This is a genomic window from Polaribacter sp. IC073, assembly GCF_007997075.1.
Lineage (GTDB): Bacteria > Bacteroidota > Bacteroidia > Flavobacteriales > Flavobacteriaceae > Polaribacter.
In genome coordinates this window covers 238,286-253,103 of sequence record NZ_VORS01000006.1, presented here as the reverse complement: position 1 = coordinate 253,103, position 14,818 = coordinate 238,286, and the positions used below count along the sequence as shown (strand labels likewise).

The following is a 14,818-nucleotide window of genomic DNA, read 5'->3' as shown; positions in this document are numbered from 1 at the left end:
TTCGTTCCCCTTTTTTTTAATTTCGTCTTGTTTACTATTTTCGTGTTTTAATATATTTATTTACGTTAAAAACAAGCTACAGAACTCTATATTTTTCTATGCCAAGGTCTTTTTGATTTGTCGTCTTGAAGGTAACCATAATAACCATAGCCATAACCATTTTTTGGCGCTGTACCATTGATAACTAGTGCCATATTTGGCAAGCGTTTTTCATCGGACATTTTCTTTGGAACTTTCAATAATCGTTTGTCTAAATAATTGGCACGTACCACATAAATAACCAAATCAGCATTGTTTTCACTTAATAATAAAGTGTCTGCCACTACGTGTACAGGAGGTGTATCAAAAATAACAAAATCATAGTGTTTTTTTCCATAAGCCATTACCTCCTTAAAACGGTCATTCATTAATAGTGCAGATGGGTTTGGAGCATTGAGACCTGATTGTATCATGTCAAAATTAGTCGATTTTATATGTTGTATCACACTTTCTATGTGCAATTCAGTATCCATTAAAAAATGAGTTAATCCTTTTTCCAACGGCACATTTAAATACGCTGCTAATTTTGGATTTCTAATATCGGCCCCTACTAGCAACACTTTTTTGTTTGACAAGGTTAATGAAGCAGCCAAATTAATGGCTGTGAATGTCTTTCCTTCTCCACTTATAGTAGATGTTACAAAAATTGTTTTAGAAGTACTTTTTATTCCAGCCAACATAAAGTTTATATTGGTGCGTAAGAGGTGAAATGCTTCTGCATATAAGTTTCTTTCATTTTCTTCAAAAACAAGCCTTTCTCCCGATTTAATTATAGGTATGTCTCCAATTATTGGTATTTTTAGTTCCCGCTCCAAATCTTCATATGTGTGTACCTTATTGTCAAATAAACCGATAAGAAATATAACACCAAAAGGAATACCCATTCCTATTAGGATTGCTAAAAAATAGACCTTTCTAGGTACAGGGAAGATTGGCATATTACTACCAAATGCACTATCTATAATTTTTGAATTCGGAATAGTTACCGCTAAAGTAATAGAATTTTCTTCTCTTTTTTCTAACAAATATAAATACAAAGTCTCTATAATTTGCTGTTGACGTTTCATTTCTACAAATTCTCGCTCTTGCTTAGGTGCAGATTGTATTTCTGAATCAATCCGTTTTTCTCTCGCTTTTAAATCCTGTAAAGAAATGTTCAACGTAGACTTTAGATTTACCAAACTCTTTGATATACTTGCCCTTCTATTTTTTAACTGTTCATCTAAATTCATGAGTACTGGGTTTTTAGTACTTGAACTTTTTGAAATTCTTTTTCGTTCCAATAATATTTCATTATAGATTCCTGTAGATTCACTGAAGGAAATATCAGATAAACCTAAATTCACAGGAATTAAATCCTCTGAATTATCGTTGATATACAAACCGACAAAGTCTACTAATTTTAATTGTGTATTTAATGCTATAATGCTTTCATTTATCTCAGAACTAGAAGACAAAATGATTCCAGTTTCTGTTTTAACATCTGTAATTTTATTGTTTGTCTTAAAAGCTTCAACACTTTTATCTAGAAGAGAAAGATCTTTTGAAATAACAACCAATCGCTCTCCTATAAAATCATTTGTCTTTATAGCGATGGTACTTTTATCAATTATTGCATTTTGATTATAAATTTTCACCAAATTATTGAGAATATGTTCAGCCTTTTGTTTCACGCCATACTCAATACTTAAATCTATTAAACTCGATTTTTCATCGACTGGTGCAATCTTAATCATATTTTTAAATTGGTTCGCAACGAATTCAATGGGTAGAATAACAACCTTATAGTGCTCATCACTAATTGGTATACCAGATATGCTTGGTGTCACAATAAAATCAATTGAACCCATAGCAACAGTTTCTCCATAAGTGAATTTGCCTAAAGATTCTTCTTCTGCATTTCCTAATAAAAATTGAGTTTCAGAAATTGGATGGATATAAAATGAAAGAGATGTTACATTTAAAATAGTATCATTTGTTAAAAACTTTATTTTAAATGGTAATTTATCTTTATAAACTTCATTTACTTTCATAAAATCTTTTCGATAAAAGCTAATGTTGAGTTTTAAATCTTTCGCAACTTGCATTGCCAAAGTTCTAGATTTAAGAATTCCTAGTTCATTATTAAAGGAAGATTTCACATCGCTCATAATTCCTAAATCCTGAAATGCAGAAAGCTCTGATTGTAGCTCTCCAGAATTCTTATCATTCACCAAAATAGTTGCAGATACTTTATACTGTCTTGGCGTATACCTTAAATATAAAAAGGCAAGTACTAACATGGTTATTATCCCTAAAGAAAACCATTTCCAATGAAATGCAAACTTTTCAAAAAATTCTCTAAAATTAATAGTATTGGCATCCTCATAGATGGCTTTATTATTATCGTTTATCATATTTTATTTTATTAATAAAGCTACTAAAGTAATTAATATTGAAATAGATGAAATAACCACCCCTGTATTAGAACCAACCCCAGACGAATTAATTTTCACCTTGTTTGGTGCTACATACAACACATCATTTTGTGCTAAATAATAGTAAGGGGAACTAAATAGTTTTTTATTGGTTAAATCGATTGTTACATAGATCCGTTCTCCTTCTTTTTCGCGAACTAATAGTACCGTTTTTCTATTACCTTGTAGTTCTAAATCACCTGCTAAACCCAACGCTTCAATAATTGTAATGCGTTCACTTGATATGGTATAAGAACCTGGTTTTTTTACAGCGCCCATTACAGTCACCTTAAAATTCACCAGTTTAACATTTACGGTTGGTTTTATAAGGTAATCCTTAAGTAGCGTTTTTATTCTCTCACTTAACTCATCGGTTGTAAAACCTGCAACTTTTATAGTTCCTATTACAGGAAAATCTATTTCCCCTCTTTTATTTACCAGATAAGGCAACGGTTTTAAACTTCCAGCACCCTGCATACCTTCATACAAATTAAAAGGCAAAGCTGCTTCTGTATCAATTGTGGCAATATTTATGGTTAATAAATCATCTGGACCTATACTAGGCTCAAAAATTTGAAAATTTTCTTTACTTATTGGTGTCTCATTATCTTGAAAATAAAGGACTTTTTTAGAGGACACACAGGAAGTTAAAAAGAAAAATAACCCTGTTGTTACAAAGATCTTATAATACTGTTTTTTCATTACTTTTTTTTTGCTATTTATATTTTTATTTAACCATATTAAATGATATTCTTTACTTTTTAAGCTGATACTTAAAAGGTTTTTTATTGCTAGTTTTTTGCTTTAAGATATAAAATGGGACTAAAAGCAGTAAATAGCTGCCTATTAAAATAAATAATAATTGAAAGCTATTGTCTAAACGTGTAGACAGATGCAAAAAGACCCCAACAATAATTAAATTTAAAATCCCTAAAATCAAACTTGTTTTTTTATGACTTAAGCCGGCATCAATTAACACATGATGAATATGGTTTCTATCTGGGTAAAATGGGCTCTTTTTTTGTAATAAACGAATTACAATAACACGTGATGTATCAAAAAGTGGAATGGATAAGATTACAAAGGCGATCAATAATTTATCATGTGCATGAAAATTAGTATACCAAAAATAAGAAGCATCCATAGATATAAATTTTAAAGTAAAAAAACTGATGCAAAATCCAATTAGTAAAGAACCTGTATCTCCCATAAATATTTTTTTGCTTTCCGAAAAATTATACACTAAATAGGCTGTTAAAACTCCTACCAAACTACTACTCAACAACCCATAAAAATAGAAACCTGTAGCAAAAAAAATTACTGCATATACTATAAATATTACAATTCCAACAGTACCTGCCAAACCATCTACACCATCAATTAAATTAAAGGAATTAATAATAGCTAACATTATAAAAGTTAAAAATAAGAATGATAGTACCATTGGTACTTCGTAAATACCCAAAAAACCATCTAAGCTAATATTCTTAAATAGGCCACTTAAAAATAGAAATAAAATAGCTACTAACTGCCCTATAGCTTTGGCTTTGGGAGAAGATAATACCAAGTCATCTTTAAACCCAATCATAAAAATAATGGTGATAGATGTAATAAAATTTATTGCAATTAATTCGGTATCCCATCTCTTAATAAAAAATACAATTAAAATTATCGCGATAAAAAAAGAAAAACCTCCCATGGTAGGTATCGCATTTTTATGAGAACTCCTAGTATCTGCCTTGTCTGTTAATTTTAACTTTTTTACAATCCATGTAATTTTAGGAATGATGATAAACGTGACCAGAAACGCACCTATAATAAGTAATGGCGTTACGATATAAATTTTTAACATACGGTTATTGTTTTAGCAGTTTTTTATATAATTGAATGAAAATTAAAAGAGATTTTACCTTAGTAATAGAGCATATTGTTTCGCTACTATTGACCACGTATATCTATTAAGTGCTACCTCTTTTAAGTTTTTAGCCATAACGGTTAATTCGGTTGTATTTAATGTAGAAAGTACCTGTATCAATTCCTGCTTATCTTGAAAATAAACAGCTTTATATTGCGTAGTTTCTTTATTGTATTGTACTCCGTAGGCGAGTATCGGTAATTGCAAGTACATAGCTTCTACTAAAGATGGATTTGTTCCACCTGCACTATGCCCATGTATGTACACATAACAATTACTTCTTATTTGATTTAATATATTTTGATTGTAAATAGGATCTAACAGATGTATGTTTTTAAACGGCGTAAACTTTTCTTTCATACGCCTCCCGAAAGTACTGTTGCCCCAATTGCCAATTAGAACGATATTTAATTCGGTAAAAACTGAAAAAGCTTCCAAGATCATTTCAAGATTATTCTCTGGTTCAATTCTACACACTTTAAATGCATAGTTTTTAGCTAAAAAAGGAAATTTTAACAGTACTTCTTTTGATAGCTTTTCATGTTTACAGTGGTCAGCACCATAGGCTATCAAATGACTCTTAATATGGTAGTGCTTCAAAACATACTCTTTTATTACCTTATTATCTGAAACCACTGTATGGGCATATTTTACGGCTAATTTTTCAGAAAATTTTAAAAACCATTTCGCATACTTTCCCCATTTGGCACGTTTCCATTCCAATCCATCAATATTTACCACTATTTTTTTTCTTGAAAATAAGTGTACAAATGGCAAAATAATACAACCCGATACTCCTAAAATTAGTAGTACATCTGCATAAAACATAGCCTTAAAAATGGAAATAATATCATATGGAATACTTTGTACCCCATTGGCTTGTAACGGAATGTATTTTAATTGTGCTCCATTATGTGTTTTCTGTTTATTTTTATAGGATTTTGAACTACAAAAAACAGATAGTTCAAAATCTGTAGCCAATTGTTTTGTTAAATATTCAGCTAAGGTTTCAAAACCACCATATTTGGCAGGCAGTCCTACCGTTCCAATAATTGCAATTTTTTTAAGCTTCAATGGTTTTTATAATTTGTGCATTAAATATTTCTTCGTTAAAATCTAAAGAACGTTTGTAAGCATTTCGAGAGAGTTCTAAACATTTCTTCTTATTAATAGATAGTTCTAGTATCTTTTGTGCAATTTTTTCCACCTCATAAGAAGAAATTAAATATCCTTCTTTATCATTTGTAACAATTTCAGCAGGACCACCCACAGGGGGCACTATTACTGGAATACCAAAAGCCATCGCTTCTATAATGGTTAAGCCAAAGGTTTCTACCCATTCATCAACTCTAGATAAATTCAAGACTAAACTTGCTTTTTTATAAAAATCCTCTAATTTCTTTTGGGTAGGCAGTATTTTAATATTATCTGGTACTATTTTATTCAAAAAATAATTAGTAATGTCTTTTTGCGGAACATTTAAGATCAACGTAAAATGTATTTTTTTATGTGGCTCGCTTAGTTTTGCTATTTTAATAAATTCTTGTACTCCTTTATAATCTTTTAAAGAACAAATCATGTATACAGTAAAAAAAGTCTGATCTATTGGGTTGTATGCATGCCGAAGGGTTTTGTTTGTAAAGGTCTTAGGCAAAGAGTTAAAAATAACGGTTTCACTCTTAGTATGAAAAGATTCTGTTTTTCTTAGAGAATTGGATACAAAAATGACTTTACTAGCTGTTAGTTGAACTACAAAACGTAAAAAACCTTTAAATAATTTAGGACTAATAGATGTTTCATGCACATGGTAAATAACTGTTTTCCTCAGTACTTTACCAGCCAATCCTGTTGCAAAAGGCAATAGCGTATTTGCATAGAATACCACATCTTTATTATAGTATTTTAGCAGTTTTAAAAATAAGAGCAATTGAGAAAACAGGAATGAAAACAAGGTTGCATATTTATTTTCAAATCGTTTGTAAAAATAATAATGATGCTTTTCCGTTAATCCAGACAAAAAGCCTTGGCTACTTTTTCCTGTGTATAATTCAACAGGATACCCTTCTTTTTTACAATTATTAATTACCTGAGATAATACTTTCGGACTGCCACTAAAATCATTTAATAAATGGATAAATATTATTTTTTTCATGAATTTCTTTCCCTATTTGTCATCTTATTTAAGAGTGCCAGATACTTCTCTGAAGTATCAAATTCTTTCGCTTCATGCCAAAAAAGGATGCGTTCCAATACATAAATTACTAAAAATGGTTTAAAGCTTGTAGGTACCTTCAATTTGTCTAAATATTCTGAATATTTTAGATTCATTTCCTTTGAATAAATAAGTTCTGCAATAGCTTCGGTATTTTTATATCTAATTATCGGATCTACATAGTAATTAAGCAAATCCTCTAAAGGTGGCCCCGCTAAGATGGCTTCTTCAAAATCATAAATTAGTAGTTTGTCAAAATTTAACACATTCCAAGGTTTAAAATCGCGATGTACCAATCCTAAAGGAAAACAAATTGTACCAAACTCCTTGTTCAATTCTTTTATCATTTGAAATTGAGCCTTATCAAGAGAAATACCTGTTAATTGTATTTTACCCATTAATGTCTCTAAATGATGCACTACCGTTATCTTATTTTTTTCACTATGGTTAAAAAGAGCTGTAAGTGCAGCTACTACCGCTACATCACGCTTCTTTTCTTTTTTCGAGGTAATTAATTTTTCATTTGATAATTTAAATGAACAGCAGGTATCTTTTACTATTTGTTCATCATAAAAGTGAGATACCTGAAAGTTTTGCGTACCCGATTTGAATAATTTATAAATTTCAGCCTCTTTTTTTACGTTTCCATAACTTTCTCCAAAAGCAAATTTTTGAAAATACTGATTGTGATGGTTTATAATTACTTTGTCTTGCGTTGGCGAAATTAAAACCGAGCAATTGGTATTTAATTCAAAACTCCCATTAAAACCTACTATTTCACAGATAAAATTATTGGTGTTTTGTATTGTCTTTAATTTCGGAGACTTTAACTTTCCTAATACGAACAAAGCAATCCTTAATCCCCATTTTAAGATTTTCGATTTTAAGGAATGAGCCCTGTAAAATTTTAAAGAATTAGAAATGGCTTTCCAGTTCTTGGTGTTTAAAATATAAGTAGCACCATTATTTCCTTTTAGTATAAAAAAAAACTTGTTCATCTAACTTTTATATTCAGAATTATCCAATTCATTTAATAAATTTTCCATAAAAGTTCCTTTCGCATCCCAATTAAAAACATTTTTAATACGTTCTCGTCCTGCGTTACCCATTTTTAGTCTTAATTCAGGGTTATCAATAAGTTTACAGATTGCATTGGCTATATCTTTAGGCATTTGCTTTGGGTTTGTAACAGGAAGTCTAATAGCAGATGTGTCATCTGTAATAATTTCCATACCAGACCAATTTAAACAAACAACAGGCAAGCCTATTGCCATAGCTTCCATTAATGCCCAACACCCTCCTTCTCGCAGACTTGGGAAAAGATAAATATCTGAATTCGATAATTCTTTTAAAACTTCTGTTCTAGGAATTTCAGAAATTATTTTTATTCTATTTTCTTGATTGGTTCTTACTATTTCTTTTTCAATTTTCTCTTTTTCAATTCCTGAACCTATAATTGTAAATACAATATTGTAGGAAGCTGGAATATATGAAATACATCTGACTGCTGCTATAATATTCTTTGAAGGCATCAATCTTCCTGTTGTTATTAAACGAATATCTTGTTTTATTAATTCTGGATTAGCACTATGCTGATATTCAAATATATCTGGCTCCATCGCTGTTTCCAACATAACACGAACTTTTGATTTAAACAATTTCGGAATTACATTTGCAGAATTTTGTGTACGTGCCAATATTACTTTAGCTTTAAAACAAGGAATTAATATTGACGGATGTATAAAAGCTAAAGCATTCATAACTATACGAACATACTGTAACATACGCTGCTTAAAAGGCAATTCTTTTAAAAATGAATTCGGTTCTCCATCACCACCTCCAACAGGCCCCCATATAAAAGGCATATTAAAAAAAGGCAAAAAAGTCGGCATCCATAAACTTCCCATGGTTAAATGCATCGCATAATCAAATTGATGCTCTTTCTTTAATTTTTTCACTACTGAAATTATTCCTAATTGCCAACATAAATAGTAAAAATACAAGCCTTTGGCTTTGTTCTTTAAACTCTTAATATGCTTATTGGTATCATAATAATGGAACGTTATATTTCCTGCTAGAGCCTTCGGCAAGTGTGCTTCAATAAACTCTCGGTTATTGGCTCGAGTAACTACATGTAAGTAATTATGCTTCGCCATTTGTAACACCCAATTCCAACCAACTCCTTGCTCAGAACCTTTTAAAGGTTCACAAGCATAAGCGCTTACTAAAATAGTTCTCATAATTAATTTTCAGAAGTATTTCTAGATTCTTCCATTTTAGAATAATTATCGCATTGATAAAATCCATACCCATCATATAATTTTTGTTTCATTAACTGTTTCTTCTCTTCATTAATAATAATCGCTCCAAATGAAGTATCAAAAAGGGGTCTTGACTTTAAAAGATTAATATTTTTCTTTTTAAAATCTGATATTGACTGAATTACTTTTACAGGATTACCTGCTGCTACTGTATCATCAGAAATACTTTTATTTACAACACTCCCTGCCCCTATAATTACATTATTACCAATTGTTACATTTGGAAGTATTATAGCATTTGCTCCAATAAATACATTATTACCAATTCTTACTTTACCTAACTTGGCTACACCTATAAATCTTTTTGTTGAATTATCATGTGCTAAAATAACCACATTAGGCGCAAGACCTACATTATTACCTATTTCAATTAAAAAACTATATGAAGTATCAATTCTAACTCCACCTTGTCTTGAAAAATTATCACCAATTACTAACCCTCTTTTAACCAGAGATTTAGTGCTCACCTCTCCTCTTAACAATCTAACTAATGATGTTATGAAAACCAATATTTTTTTTTCATAATAAATATTCTATTTTATTTGTAAAGTAAATTTATCAATCAGAATTTTCATAGCATCTTCTACTATTTCTTCAGGTTTTTTGGACGCATCAATTATTACGAAGCGTTTATTTGTTTCTGCTAATTTTTTAAATTCTCCTAACTGTCGATTAATTTCATCAATGGTTAATTCCTGTTTTCTTTTATAAATTGTTTCAGCATCTGTCAATAAAACAAAAACAATTCGGGGTTGTATCACCAATTTCGTAAATAATTTACGCAACCAATATGGCAAATTGATCCGTGACCTATAGGGGTCTACTAAAAAATCATAGATATACCGATCATAAATTGTGAATCTATCAAATTGCACGTCTTTTCTAAGTTTTATAGGAACACCTATCACATAGTCTAACCAATAATAAGTCATTCTAATAAATGAACTTATAAAACCTGCTGGTTTAGCCCTATGCGGATTTGTAAAATCTGTATCCTCTTTCATAACACCTGCTTTTTCTCCTGCTGCACCCAGATTTGGTAAAAGTTTTGGACGATGATGATAAATATGAGATTTCGATTCTTCAGATACATTATAAAAAGCAATAGCCTTTACCAAACCATCAATAAATGTAGATTTTCCTGTGCCATCCGCACCTTGTACTGAAATAAAATTTTGATATTTTCTTGGGCAATATAATATCCTATATATTTTCTCACATAAAAATTGTACTATTCTATTAGTTGTTTTAAAAGGTTTTCTTATAAGAACTCTTTGTTTTGAAACCTTTGAAAGCACATTCGCATTTTTGATTATTGTAGCAAAATCTTGATTAGACAAAGCTTTAATAATTAGGCGACTCATTTTATTACCTAAAGTAGCTGCTAATACTTTATTGATCTCCTTATTATATATTTTATACGTAAAATTAATTTTATCTTGGTATTGTTGTTTTAGTTGCTTAGTACCAATTACCTTATAATACAGTAACATTATTGCATCATAAGTTTCATTTAAAACCTTAAAATTTTTATACTCTATAGTTTGCTCATAAAGCATATCAAATGAAAATACTTCAAACCCTTTTGATAAATACCCTTCTATCAAATCAATATGAATTGAGAAATTCTTTTCAATAGAAATTCCAAAACAACAATGGACTCTTTCATATTTTACAACACGATAATTTGATATTTTATATTCTTTTAAAACATCCAATAAAATAGTAAATGCTTCTTTATACGATTTAGGCTCGATAATAATATCTACATCTTTAGATGTGTTTTTATCTGGTAAGGTTTCAAAATTCCTTAGAATAAAATAACGTATTTTACTTTCATTTAATTTTAATATATATTTTGAGAAAATATCTGAATGTATTTTCTTCCAGATAATTTCATAGTCTAATTTATTGTCAGTTAGCACTTTCATATTACTTCAACCAATTTCTAATTTTCATTTCTATCTCTTTCGTCTTATTTCCACCTAACACAATCCCTGCCAATGATTTACATTTTTTCAATATTGGTCTACACACTTCAATCCAAAAAATATTTACACCTCTACGTTTTTGTCTTTCAGTTAACCAACTTCCTTCAAAATGATGGATAGTTAGTGTTTCATCAGTAACTCTAAAATTACCTTTAGAAATTTTCTTTGGAAAAAATAGCTCTCTTTTCATTATATGGATACCATTAATAAATTGATCTTGACCATTCAATTCTATTTTAATTTCTTTTAATATCCCAGCCAATATTGAAGGGTTAGCAACTATTTCCACTCCTCCATCAGAATTTACAAAAGATAAGTTTGTATAGTAAAGATAAAATTGATTAAAAATAAAATGATCTTTTACTGAAGCCATAAATGCTGTACCTACAAATGTTTTATTTTCAAAACCTAAAACCACTTCCTTCCCTTCTAAAATTGAAGAAAAATTAGAAAGTACTTCTAAATCTGTATCTAAATAAACACCGCCATATTTCTTTAAGGCAAAAGCTCTTACAAAATCACTCACAAAGGCATAATGTTTAGTTTCGTATGCTTGCATAGAAAATATGTGAGAATTAACATCAAAGGTTTTTTCATCCCAAAACATTAGTTGATAATCTGGAAGGTATTTTTTCCATGATTCTATACACTTCAATTCCAATTCAGGAATTGGTTTTGGACCAAACCAACAATAGTGAATAATTTTAGGTATTGCATTCATGTTTTTTTATTTGTTAATAATTATATATTTAATCTAAGCGTTAGTTTGTAATTGTAAATTATCTTTCTTTGGTGAAATTCTATTTTCCTAGTAGGAATTTCGCTTTTGCATTAATTAAATAAACAATTAAATATTCAATTAAAATTGTATACCGTTCTAGTAATTCCATTTTCACCATCAGAATTAACCCTGCCATGAGTTATATGACATATTTTTACAAAATATTTTTTTTATTAATTGTATTTTTAAAGTATTCATTTGTTATAAATAACAGAAGAAATAACCAAACTATTTGATTGTTAACTCCTACAATTAAAACAAGAAGACACCAAAATAAAAACCCAATAAACTTTTCTTTTCTTATTGAAGTAATTAAACTAAAAAAAATAAAAAGACTAAATGATATTATTCCATACTCCAACCAAATTTGTAAGCTTCCTCCTCCTGTAGCTCCTTTAGGTACGCCTGGAATTCTATTACTAAGAATAGTTGATGTGAAATCTATTCCGTTACCAAACCAATCATTCATAGAACTAATACCTACCATCTTTGATAAAATCATAAATGGAACTATTCTCATTGCAGCACTGTGGTCTGCTTTTAAAATGGCAGCATCATTAAATGTTAAAGTAGCCTCTATTGTTTTATAAGTACGATCCAGAGCTTTTATTTCTAGAAAAGAACTTACTACAAGTAAAGCAACCATAAATCCTATAACTGGTATTAAATTTCGAAATTTAATGATTTTTAAAAAAAAAAGACCTAGAAACAAAAATGCCGCACCACTTCCCATAGTGATCATAGACCAAACAAAAGCTCCCCAGACCCACTTATCCTTTTTAATTCCATTTTTCAAATTGTATTTCTGACCTGAGCGTATTTCAACTGCAACTAAATAGCAATACATTAATAAAGGTAAAATTCGTGCACTGTGAGATGGTTCTGCCGCCAATGCATTTAATTTCCAAGGAGTTTTTGGGTCGTAATTACTTATATTAAAAATAGGTAACCCTGTTAAGACACAAAATTGTTGTATTACTAACACAAAAAAATAAGCAAAGATTAAAAACTTTAATAACTTCTGGAAATCAGAAACTGTAAAATTGCTATCATATAATAATCTCTTATAAGCTATAAATGTTAAACAAAACATACAAGAATACAATATTGTAGACCATCGCATACTCTCTGGATGAAAGACAAGTGGAAATAGGATGATACTTGCCATAAACATCAGTAATAAAAAATCGTCATTATCTAACTTTTCATACATTATTACTATAATTGGAGAAATTGACATGACTCCAATCAACAATAGGTTCCGATTTCCTTCTCCTAAAGCAAAGCTCGGTGCAATAGCTGTTGAAACGAGGATAATAACGACAAATAATATTGGATAGTTTTTGGCAATCATTTCTTAGCTTGACATATTTTTTTAATTCTGTAAACTATTTGCATCTCTAATAATGATAATTGCATTAAAGGTTTAAGTATAACGCTTTTTAAATTACCGTGAGTTCTGCAAACCTTAGTAAATTCTAACCAACCGACATACAATAACTGGAACTTTTTAACTGGATTAAATACCGTATTAATGGTTTTTGAATGTGCATGAACATACGTTTCATCTAACAGTATATAATTATTGAAACCCAATTCTGCTGCCTTTACAGCTATAAAACGCTCTTCCACAAATAAAAAGGTATTTGGGTAAAAAAAGCCCATTTTCTTAAAACGTTCAAAAGAAGCAAACATAAAACTACCTGGAATCATTTCTACTTTCATGGCTCTTTGCCCAGAAGTATCGGTGTATGGAAGGGCATTTCGTTTATGAAATAATTTAAATATATAAAAGAGGTTTAAGCAATCATCTAAAAAGGTATTTATTTTATAAGGTAAAAATTCCCTATTATTAACATCTAATTGTTTTGGTGCTATAATAGCAGGTTTGTCTAAAATAGTATATTTTTCTACTAACTTTTCAAAACAATTATAGGGTAAAATAATATCATTATTTAAAATAGCAACATACGTTGGTTTAATATGTTTGTCTAAATAATCCAATCCAAAATTATTTCCTTTAGCATAGCCTAAATTTGCTCCTGTCTGCAATACAACTACATTTTGATATTGTTTTTCTAAGGGTTTTAGTTGCTCATACGAATTATTAGGTGATGCGTTATCTACTATAATAATTTGTAACTCTTTAGCTAGAGTTTGCAGCTGCAGTTCAGCTACAAGATTTATTGTGTCTTGGTATGAATTGTAGTTGAGGAGTATGATGCCTATCATTTTTTTATATAAAGTTTAAAAAATTTCACAAATACATACTTTATAAAGGGAACTACCCCAAACAAACCAAGGGAAGCTACCAAATTTTTTCGAAGAAAAAATTTCTTCATTTCTTCATTTCCAATACGGCTATAATATGCTAATAATGCACCACTTGTAATCACCCACATCTCATTTTTTCTCTCTTTTGACTGTTTAGAAAAAACTCCTCCATCATGTACCCTATACCTAGATGGTTTAATAGGTTTAAGGTACTTGCCTTTCCCATAAGCGCCTAAAAGTGACCATAAAAATAAATCTCCTATTCTTGCGCAGCTCATTTCTGAAGGAAATTCTCTAATTACATTTCTAAAACAAGCTGTTAATGTATTGACAGGCGTACATTGCATTAAATCTGATTTGCTTAAATCTTTTTTAGCACCACCAATAATATTACCCAACACACCCTTTTCATCAAAGGCTTCCATATCTCCATACGTAATTACATAATCCTCATTCGCCTCCAAAAAATCTACTTGTTTTTGTAATTTGTATGGGTCTGTCCAATAGTCGTCACCTTCACAAAATGCAATATATTTGCCTTTTGCTTTAGGATACAAAAAGTTAGTTGTGGGTTTTATACCTTTAGAATATTGATTTTCTGTTTGATAAATGGGTTTTATAATATCTGGATACTTTTTTTCATAGTCCCTTATAATTTTTGCAGTATCATCTGTTGAGGCATCATCATGAATTAATATTTCAAATTTAAAGTTTGTTTTTTGTATTAAAAAACCTTCTAAACATTCAACTATATATTTTTCATGATTGTATGCCATACTACAGATAGAAACCAAAACTGGATTATTCATAGTATTAAAAATTGTTTTAT

The 14,818-nt window shown here is 29.7% G+C and carries 13 protein-coding genes; all 13 read right to left on the bottom strand.

Annotation, left to right across the window (positions count from 1 at the left end):
* Nucleotides 1-86: 86 nt before the first annotated feature.
* The 13 genes from ES045_RS10795 to ES045_RS10735 all read right to left on the bottom strand — a co-directional run bounded on the left by ES045_RS10795 (nucleotide 87) and on the right by ES045_RS10735 (nucleotide 14,798).
* On the bottom strand, nucleotides 87-2,435 hold the full coding sequence (locus ES045_RS10795; RefSeq protein ID WP_147116297.1) for a GumC family protein: 2,349 nt from the start codon (nucleotides 2,433-2,435) through the stop codon (nucleotides 87-89).
* A gap of 3 nt (nucleotides 2,436-2,438) precedes the next feature.
* Complete coding sequence (locus ES045_RS10790; RefSeq protein ID WP_147116296.1) at nucleotides 2,439-3,197, bottom strand: polysaccharide biosynthesis/export family protein; 759 nt, start codon at nucleotides 3,195-3,197, stop codon at nucleotides 2,439-2,441.
* A 52-nt stretch (nucleotides 3,198-3,249) separates the two neighbouring features.
* Complete coding sequence (locus tag ES045_RS10785; RefSeq protein ID WP_147116295.1) at nucleotides 3,250-4,347, bottom strand: MraY family glycosyltransferase; 1,098 nt, start codon at nucleotides 4,345-4,347, stop codon at nucleotides 3,250-3,252.
* A 54-nt stretch (nucleotides 4,348-4,401) separates the two neighbouring features.
* Complete coding sequence (locus ES045_RS10780) at nucleotides 4,402-5,484, bottom strand: DUF1972 domain-containing protein (protein WP_147116294.1); 1,083 nt, start codon at nucleotides 5,482-5,484, stop codon at nucleotides 4,402-4,404.
* Nucleotides 5,474-6,562, bottom strand: a complete 1,089-nt coding sequence (locus ES045_RS10775) for a glycosyltransferase family 4 protein (protein ID WP_147116293.1) — start codon at nucleotides 6,560-6,562, stop codon at nucleotides 5,474-5,476. Before ES045_RS10775 ends, ES045_RS10780 begins: the two co-directional genes overlap by 11 nt.
* A complete protein-coding gene (locus ES045_RS10770) occupies nucleotides 6,559-7,620 on the bottom strand; it encodes a hypothetical protein (RefSeq protein ID WP_147116292.1) in 1,062 nt (353 codons plus the stop codon). Before ES045_RS10770 ends, ES045_RS10775 begins: the two co-directional genes overlap by 4 nt.
* A complete protein-coding gene (locus ES045_RS10765) occupies nucleotides 7,621-8,862 on the bottom strand; it encodes a glycosyltransferase family 4 protein (protein WP_147116291.1) in 1,242 nt (413 codons plus the stop codon).
* A gap of 2 nt (nucleotides 8,863-8,864) precedes the next feature.
* Nucleotides 8,865-9,452 carry an acyltransferase gene (locus tag ES045_RS10760; RefSeq protein ID WP_189663082.1) on the bottom strand — a complete coding sequence of 196 codons (588 nt, stop codon included), beginning with the start codon at nucleotides 9,450-9,452 and terminating at the stop codon, nucleotides 8,865-8,867.
* A gap of 24 nt (nucleotides 9,453-9,476) precedes the next feature.
* Entirely contained in the window at nucleotides 9,477-10,874 is a 1,398-nt protein-coding gene (locus ES045_RS10755; protein WP_147116289.1) for a hypothetical protein, read from the bottom strand.
* 1 nt (nucleotide 10,875) lies between these two features.
* Nucleotides 10,876-11,655: a glycosyltransferase family 32 protein gene (locus ES045_RS10750; protein WP_147116288.1), complete on the bottom strand. Its 780-nt coding sequence runs from the start codon at nucleotides 11,653-11,655 to the stop codon at nucleotides 10,876-10,878.
* Between the two features lie 214 nt (nucleotides 11,656-11,869).
* Nucleotides 11,870-13,069 (bottom strand): hypothetical protein, encoded by a 1,200-nt coding sequence (locus ES045_RS10745; protein WP_147116287.1) that lies wholly within the window; start codon nucleotides 13,067-13,069, stop codon nucleotides 11,870-11,872.
* Nucleotides 13,066-13,947, bottom strand: coding sequence for a glycosyltransferase (locus tag ES045_RS10740; RefSeq protein ID WP_147116286.1), 882 nt, complete (start codon nucleotides 13,945-13,947; stop codon nucleotides 13,066-13,068). The genes ES045_RS10745 and ES045_RS10740 overlap by 4 nt, the downstream gene beginning before the upstream one ends.
* A complete protein-coding gene (locus tag ES045_RS10735; RefSeq protein WP_147116285.1) occupies nucleotides 13,944-14,798 on the bottom strand; it encodes a glycosyltransferase in 855 nt (284 codons plus the stop codon). The genes ES045_RS10740 and ES045_RS10735 overlap by 4 nt, the downstream gene beginning before the upstream one ends.
* Nucleotides 14,799-14,818: the final 20 nt, after the last annotated feature.

What these genes read in the sequence shown, in the direction of transcription:
- ES045_RS10750 (WP_147116288.1), bottom strand. Translation starts at nt 11,655, where the DNA reads ATGAATGCAATACCTAAAATTATTCACTATTGTTGGTTTGGTCCAAAA.
- ES045_RS10735 (WP_147116285.1), bottom strand. Translation starts at nt 14,798, where the DNA reads ATGAATAATCCAGTTTTGGTTTCTATCTGTAGTATGGCATACAATCAT.
- ES045_RS10790 (WP_147116296.1), bottom strand. Translation starts at nt 3,197, where the DNA reads ATGAAAAAACAGTATTATAAGATCTTTGTAACAACAGGGTTATTTTTC.
- ES045_RS10765 (WP_147116291.1), bottom strand. Translation starts at nt 8,862, where the DNA reads ATGAGAACTATTTTAGTAAGCGCTTATGCTTGTGAACCTTTAAAAGGT.
- ES045_RS10795 (WP_147116297.1), bottom strand. Translation starts at nt 2,435, where the DNA reads ATGATAAACGATAATAATAAAGCCATCTATGAGGATGCCAATACTATT.
- ES045_RS10775 (WP_147116293.1), bottom strand. Translation starts at nt 6,562, where the DNA reads ATGAAAAAAATAATATTTATCCATTTATTAAATGATTTTAGTGGCAGT.
- ES045_RS10770 (WP_147116292.1), bottom strand. Translation starts at nt 7,620, where the DNA reads ATGAACAAGTTTTTTTTTATACTAAAAGGAAATAATGGTGCTACTTAT.
- ES045_RS10785 (WP_147116295.1), bottom strand. Translation starts at nt 4,347, where the DNA reads ATGTTAAAAATTTATATCGTAACGCCATTACTTATTATAGGTGCGTTT.
- ES045_RS10755 (WP_147116289.1), bottom strand. Translation starts at nt 10,874, where the DNA reads ATGAAAGTGCTAACTGACAATAAATTAGACTATGAAATTATCTGGAAG.
- ES045_RS10740 (WP_147116286.1), bottom strand. Translation starts at nt 13,947, where the DNA reads ATGATAGGCATCATACTCCTCAACTACAATTCATACCAAGACACAATA.
- ES045_RS10745 (WP_147116287.1), bottom strand. Translation starts at nt 13,069, where the DNA reads ATGATTGCCAAAAACTATCCAATATTATTTGTCGTTATTATCCTCGTT.